General features: G+C 66.6%; 16 protein-coding genes. 2 read left to right on the top strand and 14 right to left on the bottom strand.

Annotated features, from left to right (window positions below; all coding sequences use genetic code 11):
• Nucleotides 1-64: 64 nt before the first annotated feature.
• The 14 genes from E3O65_RS10300 to E3O65_RS10235 all read right to left on the bottom strand — a co-directional run bounded on the left by E3O65_RS10300 (nucleotide 65) and on the right by E3O65_RS10235 (nucleotide 14932).
• Nucleotides 65-481, bottom strand: a complete 417-nt coding sequence (locus tag E3O65_RS10300; protein ID WP_134363640.1) for a DUF779 domain-containing protein — start codon at nucleotides 479-481, stop codon at nucleotides 65-67.
• A 111-nt stretch (nucleotides 482-592) separates the two neighbouring features.
• Nucleotides 593-2116: an acetaldehyde dehydrogenase ExaC gene (gene exaC, locus E3O65_RS10295; protein ID WP_134363639.1), complete on the bottom strand. Its 1524-nt coding sequence runs from the start codon at nucleotides 2114-2116 to the stop codon at nucleotides 593-595.
• An 80-nt stretch (nucleotides 2117-2196) separates the two neighbouring features.
• A complete protein-coding gene (locus tag E3O65_RS10290; protein ID WP_134363638.1) occupies nucleotides 2197-3564 on the bottom strand; it encodes a GAF domain-containing protein in 1368 nt (455 codons plus the stop codon).
• An 87-nt stretch (nucleotides 3565-3651) separates the two neighbouring features.
• Nucleotides 3652-4758, bottom strand: a complete 1107-nt coding sequence (aroB, locus tag E3O65_RS10285) for a 3-dehydroquinate synthase (RefSeq protein WP_134363637.1) — start codon at nucleotides 4756-4758, stop codon at nucleotides 3652-3654.
• Nucleotides 4755-5270, bottom strand: coding sequence for a shikimate kinase (locus E3O65_RS10280; RefSeq protein WP_174722288.1), 516 nt, complete (start codon nucleotides 5268-5270; stop codon nucleotides 4755-4757). Before E3O65_RS10280 ends, aroB begins: the two co-directional genes overlap by 4 nt.
• Before the next feature lie 17 nt (nucleotides 5271-5287).
• Entirely contained in the window at nucleotides 5288-6493 is a 1206-nt protein-coding gene (gene aroC, locus E3O65_RS10275) for a chorismate synthase (protein WP_134363636.1), read from the bottom strand.
• Between the two features lie 5 nt (nucleotides 6494-6498).
• Nucleotides 6499-7407, bottom strand: coding sequence for a shikimate dehydrogenase (locus tag E3O65_RS10270; protein WP_241985600.1), 909 nt, complete (start codon nucleotides 7405-7407; stop codon nucleotides 6499-6501).
• Entirely contained in the window at nucleotides 7385-8632 is a 1248-nt protein-coding gene (gene mltG / locus E3O65_RS10265) for an endolytic transglycosylase MltG (RefSeq protein WP_134363635.1), read from the bottom strand. The genes E3O65_RS10270 and mltG overlap by 23 nt, the downstream gene beginning before the upstream one ends.
• Nucleotides 8629-9153 carry a Holliday junction resolvase RuvX gene (gene ruvX / locus E3O65_RS10260; RefSeq protein WP_174722287.1) on the bottom strand — a complete coding sequence of 175 codons (525 nt, stop codon included), beginning with the start codon at nucleotides 9151-9153 and terminating at the stop codon, nucleotides 8629-8631. Before ruvX ends, mltG begins: the two co-directional genes overlap by 4 nt.
• A 4-nt stretch (nucleotides 9154-9157) precedes the next feature.
• Nucleotides 9158-11812: an alanine--tRNA ligase gene (gene alaS / locus E3O65_RS10255; protein WP_134363634.1), complete on the bottom strand. Its 2655-nt coding sequence runs from the start codon at nucleotides 11810-11812 to the stop codon at nucleotides 9158-9160.
• Nucleotides 11813-11854: 42 nt separating this feature from the next.
• Nucleotides 11855-12085 carry a YtxH domain-containing protein gene (locus E3O65_RS10250; protein WP_134363633.1) on the bottom strand — a complete coding sequence of 77 codons (231 nt, stop codon included), beginning with the start codon at nucleotides 12083-12085 and terminating at the stop codon, nucleotides 11855-11857.
• A 133-nt stretch (nucleotides 12086-12218) separates the two neighbouring features.
• Nucleotides 12219-12593 carry a DUF948 domain-containing protein gene (locus tag E3O65_RS10245; RefSeq protein ID WP_134363632.1) on the bottom strand — a complete coding sequence of 125 codons (375 nt, stop codon included), beginning with the start codon at nucleotides 12591-12593 and terminating at the stop codon, nucleotides 12219-12221.
• Nucleotides 12594-12726: 133 nt separating this feature from the next.
• A complete protein-coding gene (gene rpsD, locus E3O65_RS10240; RefSeq protein WP_134363631.1) occupies nucleotides 12727-13356 on the bottom strand; it encodes a 30S ribosomal protein S4 in 630 nt (209 codons plus the stop codon).
• A 232-nt stretch (nucleotides 13357-13588) separates the two neighbouring features.
• Entirely contained in the window at nucleotides 13589-14932 is a 1344-nt protein-coding gene (locus E3O65_RS10235) for a replication-associated recombination protein A (protein ID WP_134363630.1), read from the bottom strand.
• A gap of 265 nt (nucleotides 14933-15197) precedes the next feature.
• Here E3O65_RS10235 and E3O65_RS10230 point away from each other — a divergent pair, with 265 nt between their 5' ends.
• Both E3O65_RS10230 and E3O65_RS10225 read left to right on the top strand, forming a co-directional pair.
• Nucleotides 15198-15905, top strand: a complete 708-nt coding sequence (locus tag E3O65_RS10230) for a peptidylprolyl isomerase (protein WP_241985601.1) — start codon at nucleotides 15198-15200, stop codon at nucleotides 15903-15905.
• A gap of 91 nt (nucleotides 15906-15996) precedes the next feature.
• Nucleotides 15997-17229 (top strand): DUF349 domain-containing protein, encoded by a 1233-nt coding sequence (locus E3O65_RS10225; RefSeq protein WP_134363628.1) that lies wholly within the window; start codon nucleotides 15997-15999, stop codon nucleotides 17227-17229.
• Nucleotides 17230-17311 lie beyond the last annotated feature (82 nt).

Below are 17311 nucleotides of genomic sequence, written 5' to 3'. Positions count from 1 at the left end.
GTCGGGGCAGCCCGAGCGAGCACCCTGCACAGCCCTTCGAGCACCCTGGTTCTGGGGAGGAGCTCTACGCGAACGTGACCATCAGACGCGACCGGATCATGAAACGCACACCGCGGGGCGCCTCGACGGAAAAGCCGCTCCCCCGTCCCGGAACGACATCCACCGTGAGGTAGGTGTGACTCCAGTACTCGAACTGCTCGGCCGAGATCCAGAAGTCAACCACGCGCGGCGTCGCGCCGGCCACCGCCACATCCAACCGACCGAGGAGGACATCCCTGTCCGAGGTGATGAATTCCCCGGCAGGGAAGCACATCGGCGAACTCCCGTCACAGCAGCCACCGGATTGGTGGAACATGAGCGGCCCGTGTTCGTCCCAGAGTTCCCGGAGCGTTTCGACGGCGATGGGTGCGAGTTCGACCCGAGGAACGGTCTCCCCCGGAACGGTGACGGTGGCGATCACCACGGTCGGCAGCGTGGACATGACTGACTCCCTCTTTCGACAACTGGATGTGCGGAGATTCGCTGGAGCAGAGGCGAGGGCCGTCGTCGCCGTCTCGACCGTCGGCGGCCCCCGCAATGGAAAGCGTGCTGGCTAGAAGAAGCCCTGGGCTGTCTCGGAGTATGACACCAACAGGTTCTTTGTCTGCTGGTAGTGACCGAGCGCAAGCTTGTTGTTCTCGCGTCCGATCCCCGAACTCTTGTACCCACCGAACGCCGCGCCGGCCGGATAGTGGTGGTAGTTGTTGACCCAGACCCGCCCGGCGTGGATGTCCCGGCCGGCCCGGAAGGCCACGTTGCCGTTGCGGGACCAGACTCCGGCGCCGAGCCCGTAGAGATTGTCGTTCGCGATCGAGATCGCGTCCTCGTAGTCGGTGAAGCTCGTCACGGCAACGACCGGGCCGAAGATCTCCTCCTGGAAGATCCTCATGGAGTTGTTGCCCTCGAAGATGGTCGGCTGCACGTAGTAGCCGCCACTGAGGTCTCCGCCGAGATCGACCCGCTCGCCGCCGAGGGCGAGTTTGGCACCCTCCTGCTTTCCGATGTCGATGTAGGACAGGATCTTCTCGAGCTGGTCATTGCTTGCCTGCGCCCCGACCTGCGTGTCCGTGTCCAGTGGGTTGCCCTGGATCGCCTTGCGCGTGCGCTCGACGGCGCTGCTCAAAAAGCTCTCGTAGATCGGCTTCTGCAGCAGCGCGCGGCTGGGTGCCGTGCACACCTCACCCTGGTTGAACGCGAAGAGCACGAAACCCTCCTGGGCCTTGTCGTAGAAGCTGTCTTGCTCCTGGGCGACATCGCTGAAGAAGATGTTCGCGCTCTTGCCACCCAACTCGACCGTGGCCGGGATGATGTTCGCGCTGGCGTACTGCAGGATCAGACGACCGGTGGTCGTCTCGCCGGTGAACGCGATCTTGCGGATGCGCGGGGACGATGCCAGCGGCTTGCCAGCCTCCAGCCCGAACCCGTTGACGATGTTGAGGACGCCGGGCGGCAGGATGTCGCCGATCAATTCGATCAGAACCATGATGGACACCGGGGTCTGTTCCGCGGGTTTCATCACGATCGCGTTTCCGGCGGCCAGAGCCGGCGCGAGCTTCCACACGGCCATCAAGATGGGGAAGTTCCAGGGGATGATCTGGCCGACCACGCCGAGCGGCTCGTGGAACTGGTAGGACACCGTGTCGTTGTCCAACTCCGCGTGGTCGCCGTCCTGGGAGCGGATCGCAGCGGCGAAGTAGCGGAAATGGTCGGCGGCCAGTGGCAGGTCCGCGTTCAGCGGTTCACGGACCGGCTTGCCGTTGTCCCACGTTTCCGCGACGGCGAGCAATTCGCGATTGGCGTCGATGACGTCGGCGATCTTGTTCAAGACGGCGGCGCGCTCGGCGGCCGTGGTCTTGCCCCAGGCCGGCGCCGCCCTGTGCGCGGCATCCAGTGCCAGCTCGATATCCTCGGCGGTTCCTCGGGCGACCTCGGCGAACGGTTTTCCGTTGACCGGGGAGATGTCTTCGAAGTACTGACCCCGGACGGGTTTGACCCACCCGCCGTTGATCCAGTTCTCGTAGCGGGGCTTGAAGGTGATTGTGGAGCCCGGTGTTCCGGGGTTGGAATAGACGGTCATGATCTCTCCTCGTCGACGACATTGTCGGTGGGGTTCACCTGCTGCGAACCTGGCCCGAGCCTAGGAAGAAGAACGTTGCTTCAGCGTTGCGGGAGGTTGCGGGGCGCGGAAACCGAAGCCGCGTGATCCAGTTCCGCTTCAATCCGACTGAGCCGGGCCACCACGGATGCCCGTTTCGGCGACCGGGCCGGCAGCAGTTCCAGGCACGCGCGCCAGACCTCGCTGTCGTAGGTGGCCTCGTCGGTGCGGGCATATTCCAGCAGTAGGTCGGCGGAGGCATCGCTGAGCATGGCCTGCCGCAGCCGCGCAGACACTTCGGTACGGATTGCGACGATCCCGGGCGCGGTCGAATTGGGTAGAACTGGCCCTCGGTAGCACCCCAGCGCCACCCGGTGCGCGCCGCGTTCAAGCGAGGAGAGCACGCGCTGCGCGTCCAGTTCCACGGCTGTCTCCAGACGGTAAGGACGGGACGCGATGCTGATCGTGGGGCTGGTGTGCTCGAGGACCCTGCGTAGCCGCACCATCTCGGCACGCAGGTTGTCGACAGCGTTGGCCTGGTCGGTGAGCAGCAGCGACAACCGGTCCGCCGAGAGCCCGTCGCGGTTCCACGCGAGCAGGGTGAGGATCTCGGCGTGCCGGGGGCTGATCTCCATCGAGCCGGCGGCATTCTCCAGCTTGCCGTGATCACCGCCCAGCACGTTGAGCCGGGCCGGGGCCGCCCGGGTGATCGGCGGAGCCGCCGGCGCCCCGAAAAAACGGGCGACCGTGGTCGGGCCCGCCGCCGCGCTCATCCGCTGGATGCGTAATTCGGCTTCTAGGGCCGCAACGGCCGCCTCAACGAGGGGCAGCGTCTGCGGAGCGACCGCCTCGTCGCCACCCGTCACGTCGATCACGCCGAGAATGGCACCGGAGTGCGGGTCGTGGATCGGGACGGCCGTGCAGCTCCAGGGATGCGCTAGTTCGTTGAAGTGCTCGGCCCGTTGAATCTGAATCCCGTGATCGAGGGCCAGTGCCGTACCCGGCGCGCTCGTGCCGACCCGGCGCTCGGACCAGTCGGAGCCCTCGACGAAAAGCATGCCCTCCGCCCGGCTGCGCACGACACGATCTCCATCGATCCAGAGCAGACGACCGAACTCGTCGCCGATGGCGACGATCAGACCGGAGTGGAAAGCGTGACGGATCAGGAGACTGTGCACCACCGGCAGAACGGATGCCAGCGGGTGCCGGTCGCGCAGCTCCCGCAGCGCGTCGAAGCTGAGTTCGGGCTCGGGGGCGAGCCGGGACGGGTCGAGGCTGAGGGACAGCGATCTCTCCCAGGAGTCCTTCACCACTTGGCGAACGCCGGGCCCGACGAACCGCTCCGTGACGGCAGCTTCATGCGCCTGCGCGAGGCTGCCGAAACTGCGACCGGCGTGCCCGGGCGACCGATCGATCCACGAACTCGTCATGAAACCTCCGAACAGCTCTGGTCAGCGGCGACCGGAGGCGGAGCCCGATCAGGGGCCAGTCTAGGCCTACCGGTTGGACACTGCGGTCTAGGAGCCGATCTCCTGGTACGCGGCGAACAGGAGCGACGTGTCGGGTCCCTCGAGCACTGTGGGCTTGCCGATGTCGTCGAGCACGATGAAACGGAGCATGCCGCTGCGGGTCTTCTTGTCTCGCTGCATGGTCGCGAGCAGGGTGCTCCACCGGCCGACCGGGTACGTGGTGGGAAGGGTGAGCGACTCCAGGATGCGACGGTGCCGGTCGACGGCCTCGTCGGAGAGCCGTCCGCTCAGTCGGGCAACCTCCGCCGCGAACATCATGCCGACGGCGACGGCGGCACCGTGGCGCCAGCCATAGCGTTCGGCGTGCTCAACCGCATGGCCGAGGGTATGCCCGTAGTTCAGGATCTCGCGCAGGCCGGACTCCTTGAAGTCCTCCCCCACAACCCGGGCCTTCATACCGACCGCGAGTTCGAGGACGCGCCGGAACTGCGGGGTGTGCGGGTCGGTGACCGCCGTGACATCCGCTTCGACGATGTCGAGGATCTCGGGAAGCTGAATGAAACCGGCCTTCACGATCTCGGCGAAACCGGCCAGGATCTCGTTGCGCGGCAGGTCGTCGAGCACGTCCAGATCGCAGATGACCGCGGCGGGCGCGTAGAACGTGCCGACCAGGTTTTTGCCCTCGGCGGTGTTGATGCCGTTCTTGCCTCCCACGGCAGCGTCAACCATGCCGAGCACGCTGGTCGGGATCTGAACGAGGCGCACGCCGCGCAGCCAGGTGGCGGCGACGAAGCCGGCCAGGTCGGTGACGGCGCCGCCACCGAAGCCGATGACGGCATCGGTGCGACTGAAATCGGCCTGGCCCATGACCTGCCAGCAGAACGCGGCCACCTCCACCCGCTTGGCGGCCTCGGCGTCGGGCACCTCGGCGATCAGCACCTCGAATTTTCCGAGAAGGCTCTCGCGCAGGGCGACGGCGCGGGCGCCGAGGTGGGAGGTGTGCACGATCAGAACCTTCGCCACCTTCGGGCCGAGCTGTTCGACGACATCGGCGATCAGGCTGCGCCCGATGAGCACGGGGTAGGTGTCGACACCCGCGACCGTGATGACGGTGGTGGCAGGCAGTGTGGATTCAGGCACAGGTGCTCCGGTCATGATTTTTTCTTGGTCCAGTTCACGACGTCATCAGCGATGTCGTCCAGGGGACGGTGCGAGGTGTCGAAACCAATGTCGGCCAACGACTCATAGACAGGCCGGCGCTGGGCGTAGATCCGTTTCCAGTCCGCGATCCCATTCCGGAGGAGAGGCCGTTTGCCGCCACCGATCCGAGCTCCAACGGCGCGAGACGACACGCTCAGGTACACCACGGAACATCCGGCCAGGTCGGCCTGGGTGTGCGCGTCGAGCACGGCTCCCCCGCCGAGCGACACGACAGCCTGCTCGGTCAGTGCCTGAGCCACCGCCTGGCGCTCGAGCGCCCGGAAGTAGTCCTCGCCGTGCTGCTCGAAGATGCCCTTGATCGGGCCGTGCTCTTCGACGATGCGATGGTCGGTGTCAATGAACGGCACGTCGAGCGCTTTCGCCACCCTTCGGCCGATCTTGGTCTTGCCGGCGGCCATGGGACCGATGAAGACGAGGGGCAGGATCGGATGCGTCGCCGCGGTCATAGCGAATTCCGGCGTCTCTAGAGGGAGGCGTCGCTGGACGCGCCCGTCTGGAGGTTAACCGGGATGTTGGCTAGGTAGGAGTCCAGATTGCGGCGGGTCTCCAGGACCGAGTCGCCGCCGAACTTCTCCAAGACCGAGTTCGCGAGCACCAGGGCGACCATGGCTTCGGCGACGACGCCGGCGGCCGGCACGGCACAGACATCCGAACGCTGGTGGTGCGCGGGGGCTGCCTCGCTCGTGGCCACGTCCACCGTGCGGAGGGCGCGCGGGATGGTGGAGATGGGCTTCATTCCGGCGCGCACGCGCAGCACGGTTCCCGTGCTCATTCCACCTTCGGTGCCGCCGGCCCTGTCGCTGACCCGCTGAATGCGGCCGTCGGACTGCACGAGTTCGTCGTGCGCCTCCGAGCCGCGGCGGGTGGTGGTCAGGAAGCCGTCGCCGACCTCGACGCCCTTGATGGCCTGGATGCCCATCAGGGCGGCCGCAAGCTGTGAATCGAGACGGCGGTCCCAGTGCACGAACGAACCAAGCCCGGGCGGAAGGTTATAAGCCAGCACCTCGACGACGCCGCCCAGGGTGTCACCGTCTTTATGCGCCTGGTCGACCTCGGCCACCATCAGGGCGCTGGTCACAGGGTCAAAACACCGCAACGGGTCGTCGTCGAGGGTGTCGACGTCGCCGGGCGCGGGCAACAAGGCGTCGTCGGGCACGCGGACCGGGCCGATCGACAGGGTGTGGCTGACCAGGGCGATCCCGAGCTCGGCCAAGAAGGACCGGGCGACGGCACCGAGAGCGACCCGGGCCGCGGTTTCGCGGGCGCTGGCGCGTTCCAGAACCGGTCGCGCCTCGTCGAAGCCGTACTTCTGCATGCCGACGAGGTCGGCGTGGCCGGGCCGGGGCCTGGTCAAGGGGGCGCCGCGGCCGCGAACGGAGGGTGCCTCTACGGGCTCCGGGCTCATCACCTCGGCCCACTTGGGCCATTCGGTGTTGCCGATCCGCAGGGCGACCGGCCCGCCCATCGTGAAGCCGTGGCGCACACCACCGGAAATAGTCAATTCGTCCTGCTCGAATTTCATGCGCGCACCACGGCCGTAGCCGAGTTTGCGGCGCGCAAGATCGAGACGGATCGCATCTAGAGTGACCGGGATTCCAGCGGGTAAACCCTCGACGATAGCGATGAGTTCGGGGCCGTGGGACTCTCCGGCAGTGAGCCAACGAAGCATGTCCACTATCCTGTCACAGCCTTCCGGGTCAGGGTGCCGCGCATGGTCTCCAGCACCGCGTCCTCGTTCGGCAGAGGCTCGAACGGGTCGCCGGTGAGGAAGATGCGTACCTGGATCAGGGCCTGATGCAGCAGCATCCCCTCTCCCGAGACCGCCGTTCCGCCCGCCACAGCCCACGACCGGGCGAGGGCACTGGGCCAGGGCGCGTAGCTGACGTCAAAGAGCAGCGCCGTTCGACGCAGTTCGGCGGGGAAATCGAATGTGAGCACGGTGCCACCGGGCAGTGTGCTGATGACCAGGTCGCTGACCCGGGTGAGGTCGGCCAGCTCGGTCACGGCGCAAACCGTGACGACGACCCCGAGGCTCTGCCCCAGAGCGACCAGGGCGACCGCCTTGGCGGGGTTGCGCACGATCACCTCGACGGTCTCGGCGCCCAGCTCGGCCGCGGCGACCAGCGCGGATGCCGCCGTGGCACCGGCCCCGAGCAGGGTCACGTGCGCCGCACGCCGCACACCGGCGTCGGCCAAGGCGCGCACCAGGCCCGTCACATCCGTGTTGAACCCCTGTAGCGTTCGCCGGCCGCCGGTCTCACCGAACAGCACCGTGTTGACCGAGCCGGTCTGGTCGGCAACCCGGTCACGCCCGTCCAGGTGCGCCTGCACCTCATGCTTGAGGGGCATGGTCAGGGAGAGCCCGCGCCAATCGGCGCCCAGGGAGCCCAGAAAGTCCGCCAGCTCACCGGCCGGAACGCGCACCGCGTCGTAGCGCCAGTCCAGCCCGAGCACCGAATAGGCGGCGCGGTGCAGTGCGGGAGAAAGGGAATGTCCAATGGGCGACCCCAACACGGCCAAGCGACGGGCGCCGGGCGAGGCACGGGCGTATGTGGCGGGCTCAGTCATATTCGGGGTGCTCATCCATCCAGGCGAGCCACTTCGCCACAGCGGCCTCATGCTCCGCGATGGTGGTGGAGAAGATCGTCTCTCCCGTGTCGAGGTTCCATGACACGAAGTACAGCCAGCTGCCCTCAGCCGGGTTGACGGCGGCATCGATCGCCACGTCGCCGGGATTCGAGATCGGTCCGACGGGGAGGCCGGGGTGCACATACGTGTTGTACGCGTTGGCCGAGTCGGCGCGCTCGGCATCCGTGGTCGTCACCCGGTCGGTGGCCCCGGTGCCGTAGGCCACGGTCGCGTCGGACTGAAGCAGACCGCTCTCCCAGCGGGCCGGATCGAGCCGGTTCAGGAATACCCGGGACACCTTGTAGAAGTCCTCGGTCAGGCCGGCCTCACGCTGGATCAGGGCCGCGAGCACGATGGTCTTCCAGCGGTCGGCCGGGGCGACGCCCGCGGAGTCGAGTGCCTCGAACTGGCGATCGACGAGCATCCGGATGGCGTCGGAGCCCGTGGTCCCCTCTGGGAACGTGTACGTGGCGGGGAACAGGAAACCTTCAAGCGTGGTGGCCTCGGCGGGCAGACCGTAGGGCATGACATCGGCGGCGGCCGCCTCAAGGTCGACGAGCGGGACGCTGGTTCCCTCGGAGATCAACTGCAGGATGGCAACGGTAGCCGTTCCCTCGGGGATCACGACCGTCTGCTCGAGCTTGTTGTCCGCGTCAAGCAGGGCGTCGAGGGCCGCGCGGGCACTCATCTGCTCGGCCAGGCGATAGGCGCCCGGCTGGAACACGGCTTCGGGGGACTCATCGCGGAGCACCTGGTAGAAAGCGTCGTAGCTCTTCACGACGTCCTGGGCGACAAGAGAATTTGCAATGTCCTGCCCGGTGTCGCCGTCGTGGATCATCACCACGACCTCAGCACCGCCGGTGCCGTCGTAGTCAGCCGGCCCCTGCACCATGCCCAACACCGTGCCGATGGGTTCCTGCAGCAGAGCGGCGGCTCCGCCGGCGAGGCCGAGCAGCACCAGGGACACGATCAGGCAGCCCCAGGCGCCGCGGCGGCTCTTCTTCTCCCTGGGCGGCGCGGCATCCAGCAAGGCTCGGCGGCTGGACCGCGTGCCCTTGTCCCGCGACTCGCGCAGGGAGCGCCGCGAGTTGGATGGTTCGGGATCGACCGGACTCTCAGAATTTGCCGCGTCGGACGGTTCGAGCGGAGGTCCGGCGGGACCGGCGGGAGGGATCGTCATCGTTGAGGCTGCCCTTCAGGAGGTGCGCCAGCCGGAGGTGTGGCGGCTGGAAGCGAGTCGGGCCCGAGGTCCACGGCGGTTCCTGCGGGTGTGCCCTGGGTGCGTTCGCTGTCGAGAGCATGCTGCAAGATGATGACCGCGGCAACCTGGTCGACCACGGGCTTCTGGGTCTTGGCCTTTCGCCCCGCGGCACGCAGAACCGACTGGGCCGCGACAGTGGAGAGGCGTTCATCGACCAGGCGCACCGGCACGGCCAGGGAGCGGGCCAACACCTCGGCGAATCCCACGGCGTCAGTGGTGGATGCCGTCCGGTTGCCCGACAGGGCCAGCGGCAGCCCCACGACAACCTCGATCGCATCGAGCTCGGCCACCACTGCGGCGATGCGCGCCACATCCAGGCTGCCGGAGTGATCGCGGTTGACCGTCTCGACCGGAGTGGCCAGCATCCCGTGCGGGTCGCTGCGGGCCAGGCCGATCCGGGCCTTCCCGACGTCGACTCCGACCCGCACGCCATGACGCATGCGCTTAGCCTGCTATGGCTGATCGGACGGCGGCGAGGGCCTTCGGGATGGCTGCCACGTCGGTACCACCGCCCTGCGCGAGGTCGTCCTTGCCGCCACCGCCACCGCCCAGAATGCCGGCGACCTGTTTAGCCAGAGCTCCGGCGCGGTGGCCGGCTTCCCGGGCCGCGGGGTTGGTGGCCACGATGACTACGGGCTTGTCGGCGACGACCGCCGCCAGAGCCACCACGGCTGGCGCACTGCCCAGCTGTGTGCGCGTGGCCGTGACCAGCATCCGCAGGTCGTCGGCGGAGCCTAGCGTGCCCACATTCACTGCCACGACGCTGACGGTGCCCGCCATCGCGGCGGAGGCGACAAGGGCCGGAACCTTGCCGGTGAGCGCCTGGGCCTCGAACGCCGCGATCTTCTTCTCCGCTGACTTGAGGTTCAGCACGAGCTCGTTGATGCGCTCGGGCAGCTGGTCCCGCGGCGTCTTCAGGTTCGCGGTCAGCTGGGAGACGAGCGCGCGCTCCGCGGCCAAGTCCCGGAAAGCCTCGAGGCCCACCAGCGACTCCACCCGACGATTCGTCGATCCGACCGAGCCCTCGCTGACGAGGCTGATCATTCCGATCTCCGCGCTGGATGAGACGTGGGTTCCCGCACATAATTCGCGCGACCAGGGGCCACCGATATCGACGACACGCACCCGGTCGCCGTACTTCTCGCTGAACAGTGCCATGGCGCCGAGCGCCTTGGCCTCGGCAAGGGGCAGTTCCCGGGTGAGCACGGGCAGGTTGTCCCGGATGGCGTTGTTGGAGATCTCTTCGATCTCGCTGCGGGTCGCCGGGGACAGCGCCTGGTTCCAGGAGAAGTCGAGACGGAAGAAGCCGGCCTTGTTATAGGAGCCGGACTGGTGCGCGTTCGGGCCGAGAACCTGGCGCAGGGCGGCGTGCAGCACGTGGGTGCCGGAGTGCGCCTGCCGGGCGCCGCGGCGCCAGTCGGGGTCGACGACGCTGGTGGCCGGGTCCCCGACGCCGACCTCGCCGGACCGCACCTGCACTTTATGGCTGATCAGCCCCTTGACCGGCTTCTGCACGTCGAGGACCTCGAGCTCGTACCCGGTGCCGACGATCAGACCGGCGTCAGCCTCTTGGCCACCGGACTCGGCGTAGAGGGCCGTTTCGGCGAGGATGATCTCCGCAATCTCGCCGGACACAGCACGACCGACGGACAGACCGTCGACGATGATGCCGAGCACACTGGATTCAGTCTGCAGGGCGTCGTAACCGGTGAAGACGGTCTCCCCCGTCGCCCGGAAGGCGCTGTACACCGACAGATCGGCGAGGTGCGTCTTCTTGGCCTTGGCGTCGGCCTTGGCCATTGCGCGCTGTTTGCTCATGAGGGTGTCGAATGCCTCACGGTTGACGCTGAGTCCGGCTTCCTCGGCCATCTCGAGGGTGATCTCGATCGGGAACCCGTACGTGTCGTGCAGAAGGAAAGCGGTGTCCCCCGGCAGAACGACCTGCTCGGCCTTTTTGGTCTTCGCCACGGCGAGGTCGAGCACGGCGCTGCCACTGGCGAGCGTGCGAAGGAAGGTCTCCTCCTCGGCATACGCGGCCTGGCTGATCCGGGCGTAGTCCGCCTTGACCTCCGGGTACGCGCCGGCCATGGCGTCGCGCGACGCCGGGAACAGTTCGGGGAAGGTCGCGGCGTCGACGCCGAGGAGGCGCATGGCGCGCACGCTGCGGCGCATCAGGCGGCGCAGGATGTACCCGCGGCCCTCATTGGACGGCATCACGCCGTCGCTCATCAGCATCAGGGACGAGCGCACGTGGTCGGCGACGATGCGCATCCGCACGTCGTCGTCGTTGCTGGCTCCGTATCGGCGACCGGAGAGTTCCGCGGCCCGATCGAGGACCGGGCGCACCTGATCGATTTCGTACATGTTCTGCACGCCCTGCTTGAGGAAGGCGACGCGCTCGAGCCCCATGCCCGTGTCGATGTTCTTCTTCGGCAGGTCACCGAGGATGACGAAGTCGTTCTTGCTGGTGCCCTCGCCGCGCAGGTACTGCATGAAGACGAGGTTCCAGATTTCGACGTAGCGGTCGTCGTCGGTGGCCGGGCCGCCGTCGACGCCGTAGGCAGGGCCGCGGTCGAAGAAGATCTCGGAGCAGGGTCCGGCAGGCCCAGGCTGGCCCGTCGACCAGTAGTTGGTGTCCATGCCAAGGCGCTGGATGCGGTGTTCCGGCAGGCCGAGGGCACGCCAATAGCGGAAGGCCTCGTCGTCGTCGTCGTAGACCGTGACCCAGAGGTCCTTCTCGTCAAAGCCGTAGCCGCCGTCGGCCTCCGCACTGGTGAGCAACTCCCAGGCATACCCGATGGCTTCTTCCTTGAAGTAGTCGCCGAACGAGAAGTTGCCGTTCATCTGGAAAAAGGTGCCATGGCGCGGTGTCTTGCCGACCTCCTCGATGTCATTGGTGCGAATGCACTTCTGCACACTCGTCGCACGAGGGTACGGTGCCGGCACCAGACCGGTCAGGTAGGGCACGAACGGAACCATGCCGGCCACCGTGAAGAGGAGTGTGGGGTCGTCGCTGACCAGCGAAGCAGACGGGACAACGGTATGTCCACGATCGGCAAAGAAGTCGAGCCAGCGCCCGCGAATTTCAGCAGTCTGCATTAGTTCCGTAGTTCGTTGTAGCGGGAAGAAGAGGGGTGTTGCTCACTTCGTGAGGGTGTCGACGGCGTCTTCGGCACCCGACGTCACATCGCCGATCGCATCTCTCAGTTCGGCCTCGCGCTTCCGGTAACCGTCGGAGATGGCCTCACCGAATTCGCGCGCCTTGGTGTCGAGATCGGCGAAGAATTGCTTGCCCTGTCGCGTCTTGCCGGCCTCGCGGGCGATGAGGAGCCCGGTGGTCACGCCGACGACAAACCAGATGAAATTCTTCATGACAATGCTCCCTGACTGAATGTGGAGACCCTGATAGGTGATGAAACTGTTGACTCTCGGCGGCCCGAGTGTTCCGAACGACCGTCTGACCGGTGAATCCCGGACTCAACCGGCCCCTTGCCAGAGTAGCCGACTAGCCGCGCCGACGACGGGCGCCGCGGGGCCGGACAGACCCGAGGGCCGCACGCACGCCGGCGGAGAAGCCGGCCAGCTTGACCAGGGGGCCGCCGACCGTCGCCGCGACGAGCGCCACCAGGGCGGAGACGTTGCCGGTGACATCCGCCACGTTCGCCGTGATGGCGTCGACCCGGGCCAGCTGGGCGTTGGTCTCCTGAATGGTTTTTGTGGATTCCTCCAGGAGCGGGGTCACGGTGTGCGTCAGGTCACGGATGGACCGGGTGGTCTCATCGAAGACCTGGCCGATCTTGAACAGGGGCACTGCCAGGGCCAGAACCAGCACCAGGAATCCACCCGCGAAAACGAGACCGACGATATCTCCACCTGACATTGACCAACCATCCATTCCAGATTCGGCATACGGGGCACCGGTGCATACGCAAAGAGCGGACCACCCCACGGGTGATCCGCTCTCCAGCGTAGTTCAGTTGCAACGCCAGACGGCGGTGCGGGTGAAAAGGAACCTAGCGGGCCGCGTAGTACTCGACGACGAGCTGGACTTCACAGGTGACGGGGATTTCGATGCGCTTCGGGCGACGCACGAGGCGCGCCTGCAGCTTGTCGATCTCGACCTCAAGGTAGGGCGGGAGTTTCGGCAGAACGTCGACGTGACCGCCGGCGGCTGCAACCTGGAACGGCTCCATAGCCTCGCTCTTGGGCTTGACGTGGATGAGCTGTCCCGGCTTCACGCGGAAAGAGGGACGGTCAACCAACTGGCCGTCGATCAGGATGTGACGGTGCACGATCATCTGACGGGCCTGAGCCGTGGTGCGGGCGATCGCGGAGCGAACCAGGAGCGCGTCGAGACGCGTCTCGAGAATCTCGACGAGGTTTTCACCGGTCAGTCCCTGGGCGCGGCGAGCTTCCTCGAACGCAATCTTGAGCTGAGCCTCGCGGATGCCGTACTGGGCACGTAAGCGCTGCTTTTCGCGGAGGCGAACGGCGTAGTCGGAGTCGGTCTTGCGCTTGGTGCGACCATGCTCACCCGGTGCGTATGGACGCTTCTCCAGGTAGCGTGCGGCCTTCGGGGTCAGGGCGATGCCCAGGGCCCGCGACAAGCGGGTCTTACTGCGGGTGCGTGACTTGGTAGACACGGTGTCCTTTCGATGGAACTGCAAACAAGGGGAAACCAGGGCGTAGGTCTAAGCAGCGAGTCGGCACGGGGCAGACCGGGCGCAGGCCGCACGTCATGGGAGTTCAGAGGGGTGGTGCCACGGGACGCTCGGCTACAGAGCGATACCTATCCAAACGGGAATCGGACGCAGCCGCATGCCGATTCCAGTTGTAGGCAGCCTTCAGGTTAGCACAGTGGCACACCCTGGCCTCCTACCGAGCGCGGATGATCTTGCGCAGCTTGGCGAGTCGGGCGGACACCTCACGCTCATGCCCGTGTTCGGTCGGGGCGTAGTAGCGCACGTCGGTCAGCTCGTCCGGAGGGTATTGCTGGGCGAGCACGCCGAGAGCGTCGTCATGAGGATACTTGTAGCCCTTGCCGTGCCCGAGGCGTTTGGCACCAGGATAGTGCGCGTCCCTGAGCGGTTTGGGTACCCGGCCGGTCTTGCCGTTGCGCACGTCGGCGATCGCGGCGTCCAGGGCCACGTACGCTGCGTTGGACTTGGGTGCGGTGGCCAGGTGCACGACCGCCTGGGCAAGCGGAATACGCCCCTCCGGCATGCCGATGTAGGCTACGGCGTCGGCGGCGGCGACGGCGATCAGGAGCGCCTGGGGGTCGGCCATACCGATGTCCTCGGAGGCCAGCACGATGATGCGACGGCAGATGAAGCGGGGATCCTCACCGGCCTCGATCATGCGCGCGAGGTAGTGCAGTGAGGCGTCCACGTCCGAGCCGCGCACCGATTTGATGAATGCGCTGATGACGTCGTAGTGCTCGTCGCCGTTGCGGTCATAACGCAGCAGGGCGCGGTCGACCGCGAGCGAGACGATTTCGGTCGTGATGACCGGCCTCGTGCCGCCATCCGTCGGCACGGTGGAGGACGCTGCCGCCACCGAACCGGCCTCCAGCGCGGTCAATGCCCGTCGGGCGTCGCCCGAGGCGAGCCGGATGATCGCCGCCCGGGCTTCCGGATCGAGCACGAATCGGTCAGCGAGCCCGCGGGGGTCGGTGACGGCACGGTCGACGACCGTCCCGAGATCCTCGTCGCTCAGTGTCTCGAGGGTCAGCAGCAGGGAACGGGACAGCAGGGGCGAGATGACGGAAAAGGACGGATTCTCCGTGGTCGCGGCCACGAGAATGATGACCCCGTTCTCTACCCCGGGCAGGAGGGCATCCTGTTGGGCCTTACTGAACCGGTGGATTTCGTCAAGGAAAAGCACCGTGGACAGACCGTAGAGGTCGCGGCTCGTGCGCGCTTCCTCCATCACCTGGCGCACGTCGCGCACGCCGGCAGACACGGCAGACAGCTCGACGAAGCGGCGCCCTGAACTGCGGGCGATGGCCTGCGCCAGTGTGGTCTTGCCCGTTCCGGGCGGGCCCCACAAGATGACGGAGACCGCACCCTGCTCCCCGGTCTTGTCACTGGCCAGGCTCACCAGCGGCGACCCGGGGGTGAGCAGATGCTTCTGGCCTGCGACTTCGTCAAGGCTCGTCGGGCGCATCCGGACGGCGAGGGGTGTGGCGCCGCTGCGCAGTCCCGGTTGTGAATCCACCATGAGTCCAGAGTAGTTTGTGCCGGTGACCGGGCCGATCCCCTGACGATCCCGACCATGGGGAGTTTTGTCTGGTTTGGCCGGGTTGCGTAGAGTTCAACGAGGTTCGGGTGTCAGCGCCCAGGCCATTCCTGCTCGATCTGGCCTCCGACGGAGGCCGCCTGGAGGCTACGACGTGGTAACGAACAAGAAGCAAGATCGGGACGCCCGCGAAGCGCGAGTGAGAGTGCGCGCGTTCCAGGCACGGCGAGCCGTGAACGAGCACCAGGTGAAGCGGCGTGCACGGGACAACCTCATCGCCGGAGTCAGCGTGGTTGCCGTCTTGGCCCTGGCCGTCGGCGCCCAGGTCCTGTTCTTCGCGGACGGCCCGGGCAACGCGGAGCCTTCCTCCGCAGCATCGGCCACGCCCAGCGCTTCGTCCGAATCGACCGACAACGCCAACAGCGGCGATGTGCCACCCAGCTCCCTTGCCGAGGACCGCACCTGGTCCGGTACGCTGGCCCTCAACGGCATCCCCCTCGAGATCGAGCTGGACGGCGCCCTCGCCCCGCAGGGCGTCGCGTCGACGATCAATCTGATCAACACAGGCTTCTACCAGGACGTGACCTGTCACCGGTTGACCAACGGCGGTTTCTTCGTTCTGCAATGCGGCGACCCGACCGGTACCGGATCCGGCGGCCCCGGCTACACCTACGGCCCGGTCGAGAACGCCCCCTCCGACAACGTGTACCCGGCCGGCACGCTGGCCATGGCCCGCCAGGGCGAGAACGGGTACAGCATGGGCAGCCAGTTCTTCATCGTTTACGACGACACAACCATTTCTTCAGACGCGGCGGGTGGTTACACCGTCCTCGGCCGGGTGACGAGCGGCTTGGACGAAATCAAGGCCCAGATCACGGATGCCGGCGTCGCCAACGGCTCGTCGGACGGCGCCCCCGCGGTGCCGACGAGCATCACTCAGGTATCAGTTCAGTAGAACCGACAAACAGCGGGCAGGCTTGCAATAGGCTTGATCTGGTATTGGCTCATCCGTGGGCACACACAACGACATCAATAAGGTGAGGCTCTTGACTACGACAGATCAGCAACCATGGGGTCGCGTAGACGAAACCGGCACGGTTTACGTGCGCGAAGCAACAGGCGAACGCGCCGTCGGTCAGTATCCCGACGCGACGCCGGAGGAGGCACTTGCCTACTTCGAACGTAAATACGTCGAGCTCAACGGCCAGGTCACGCTCCTCGAACAGCGCGCCAAGGGTGGAGCTCCTGCCGCGGACATCGCGAAGTCAGTCAAGCACCTGACGGAGACCGTGGCGAACGCCAACGCCGTCGGCAACCTGGCAGCACTGGCCACCCGTCTGGGTGCTCTCGGCGGCGCAGTCACCGAGCTTACCGAGCAGCAGGGCGCCGAAGCGAAGGCTGCGGCCACGGCCGCTGTCGCCGAACGGGCCGCCATTGTCGCCGAGGCCGAGGCGCTTGCAGCCGAGGATCCCGCCAAGACGCAGTGGAAGCAGACCAGCGCCGCTCTCGAGGCACTCTTCGCCAAATGGCAGGCGCACCAGCACGACGCCCCGCGCATCCCCAAGGGTGAGGCCAACGACCTGTGGAAGCGGTTCCGGGCGGCCCGCACCACGATCGAACAGAACCGCAAGGCGTTCTTCGCCGAGTTGGACAGCGCCCACAAGGATGTCCGCAACCGCAAGCAGCACTTGATCGAGCAGGCCGAAGCGCTCGCCCCGAAGGGTGCCGACGGCATTCCGGCCTACCGCAACCTTCTCGACGAGTGGAAGCTCGCCGGTCGCAGCGGCAAGAAGCAGGACGACGCCATGTGGGCCAAGTTCAAAGCTGCCGGCGACGTGCTCTACTCAGTCAAGTCCGAGATCGACGCGCAGGACGACGAGGAGTTCGCTGGCAACCTGACTCTGAAGCTCGAGCTGCTCACCGAGGCTGAACTACTGCTGTCCGAGAACGACCGGGCCAAGGCACGCACCGCGCTGAGCTCCATTCAGCGGCGCTGGGACGCCATCGGCAAGGTGCCCCGCGACTCGGTCAAGTCCGTCGAAGACCGCATGCGCAAGGTAGAAGCGGCCGTGCGCAAGCTCGACGATGATCATTGGAATCGCAACAATCCGGAGACCAAGGCTCGCGCCGAGGGTCTGGCCGGCCAACTGCACGACGCCATCACCAAGCTCGAGGCCGAACTGGTCACCGCACAGGCCGGCGGCGACGCCGCGGCCATCGCGGAAGCCACCGAGGCTCTGGAAACCCGCAAGGCGTGGTTGAAGGCCATCGGCCAGTAGCCGGTATACCACAGCATGCAAACGGGGATCTGTCCACAGATCCCCGTTTGCGTTTCCGCAAGCGTGGCCGTTGCCGCACGCT

The sequence above is a fragment of the Cryobacterium breve genome (genome assembly GCF_004402375.1).
GTDB classification, from domain to species: domain Bacteria; phylum Actinomycetota; class Actinomycetes; order Actinomycetales; family Microbacteriaceae; genus Cryobacterium; species Cryobacterium breve.
Note: the sequence above shows the minus strand (reverse complement) of the source record. Positions and strands in the feature narration are given on the sequence as shown.

What these genes read in the sequence shown, in the direction of transcription:
- E3O65_RS10235 (WP_134363630.1), bottom strand. Translation starts at nt 14,932, where the DNA reads ATGGTGGATTCACAACCGGGACTGCGCAGCGGCGCCACACCCCTCGCC.
- E3O65_RS10290 (WP_134363638.1), bottom strand. Translation starts at nt 3,564, where the DNA reads ATGACGAGTTCGTGGATCGATCGGTCGCCCGGGCACGCCGGTCGCAGT.
- mltG (WP_134363635.1), bottom strand. Translation starts at nt 8,632, where the DNA reads ATGACGATCCCTCCCGCCGGTCCCGCCGGACCTCCGCTCGAACCGTCC.
- E3O65_RS10270 (WP_241985600.1), bottom strand. Translation starts at nt 7,407, where the DNA reads ATGAGCACCCCGAATATGACTGAGCCCGCCACATACGCCCGTGCCTCG.
- E3O65_RS10280 (WP_174722288.1), bottom strand. Translation starts at nt 5,270, where the DNA reads ATGACCGCGGCGACGCATCCGATCCTGCCCCTCGTCTTCATCGGTCCC.
- aroB (WP_134363637.1), bottom strand. Translation starts at nt 4,758, where the DNA reads ATGACCGGAGCACCTGTGCCTGAATCCACACTGCCTGCCACCACCGTC.
- E3O65_RS10250 (WP_134363633.1), bottom strand. Translation starts at nt 12,085, where the DNA reads ATGAAGAATTTCATCTGGTTTGTCGTCGGCGTGACCACCGGGCTCCTC.
- ruvX (WP_174722287.1), bottom strand. Translation starts at nt 9,153, where the DNA reads ATGCGTCATGGCGTGCGGGTCGGAGTCGACGTCGGGAAGGCCCGGATC.
- E3O65_RS10245 (WP_134363632.1), bottom strand. Translation starts at nt 12,593, where the DNA reads ATGTCAGGTGGAGATATCGTCGGTCTCGTTTTCGCGGGTGGATTCCTG.
- exaC (WP_134363639.1), bottom strand. Translation starts at nt 2,116, where the DNA reads ATGACCGTCTATTCCAACCCCGGAACACCGGGCTCCACAATCACCTTC.
- E3O65_RS10300 (WP_134363640.1), bottom strand. Translation starts at nt 481, where the DNA reads ATGTCCACGCTGCCGACCGTGGTGATCGCCACCGTCACCGTTCCGGGG.
- aroC (WP_134363636.1), bottom strand. Translation starts at nt 6,493, where the DNA reads ATGCTTCGTTGGCTCACTGCCGGAGAGTCCCACGGCCCCGAACTCATC.
- alaS (WP_134363634.1), bottom strand. Translation starts at nt 11,812, where the DNA reads ATGCAGACTGCTGAAATTCGCGGGCGCTGGCTCGACTTCTTTGCCGAT.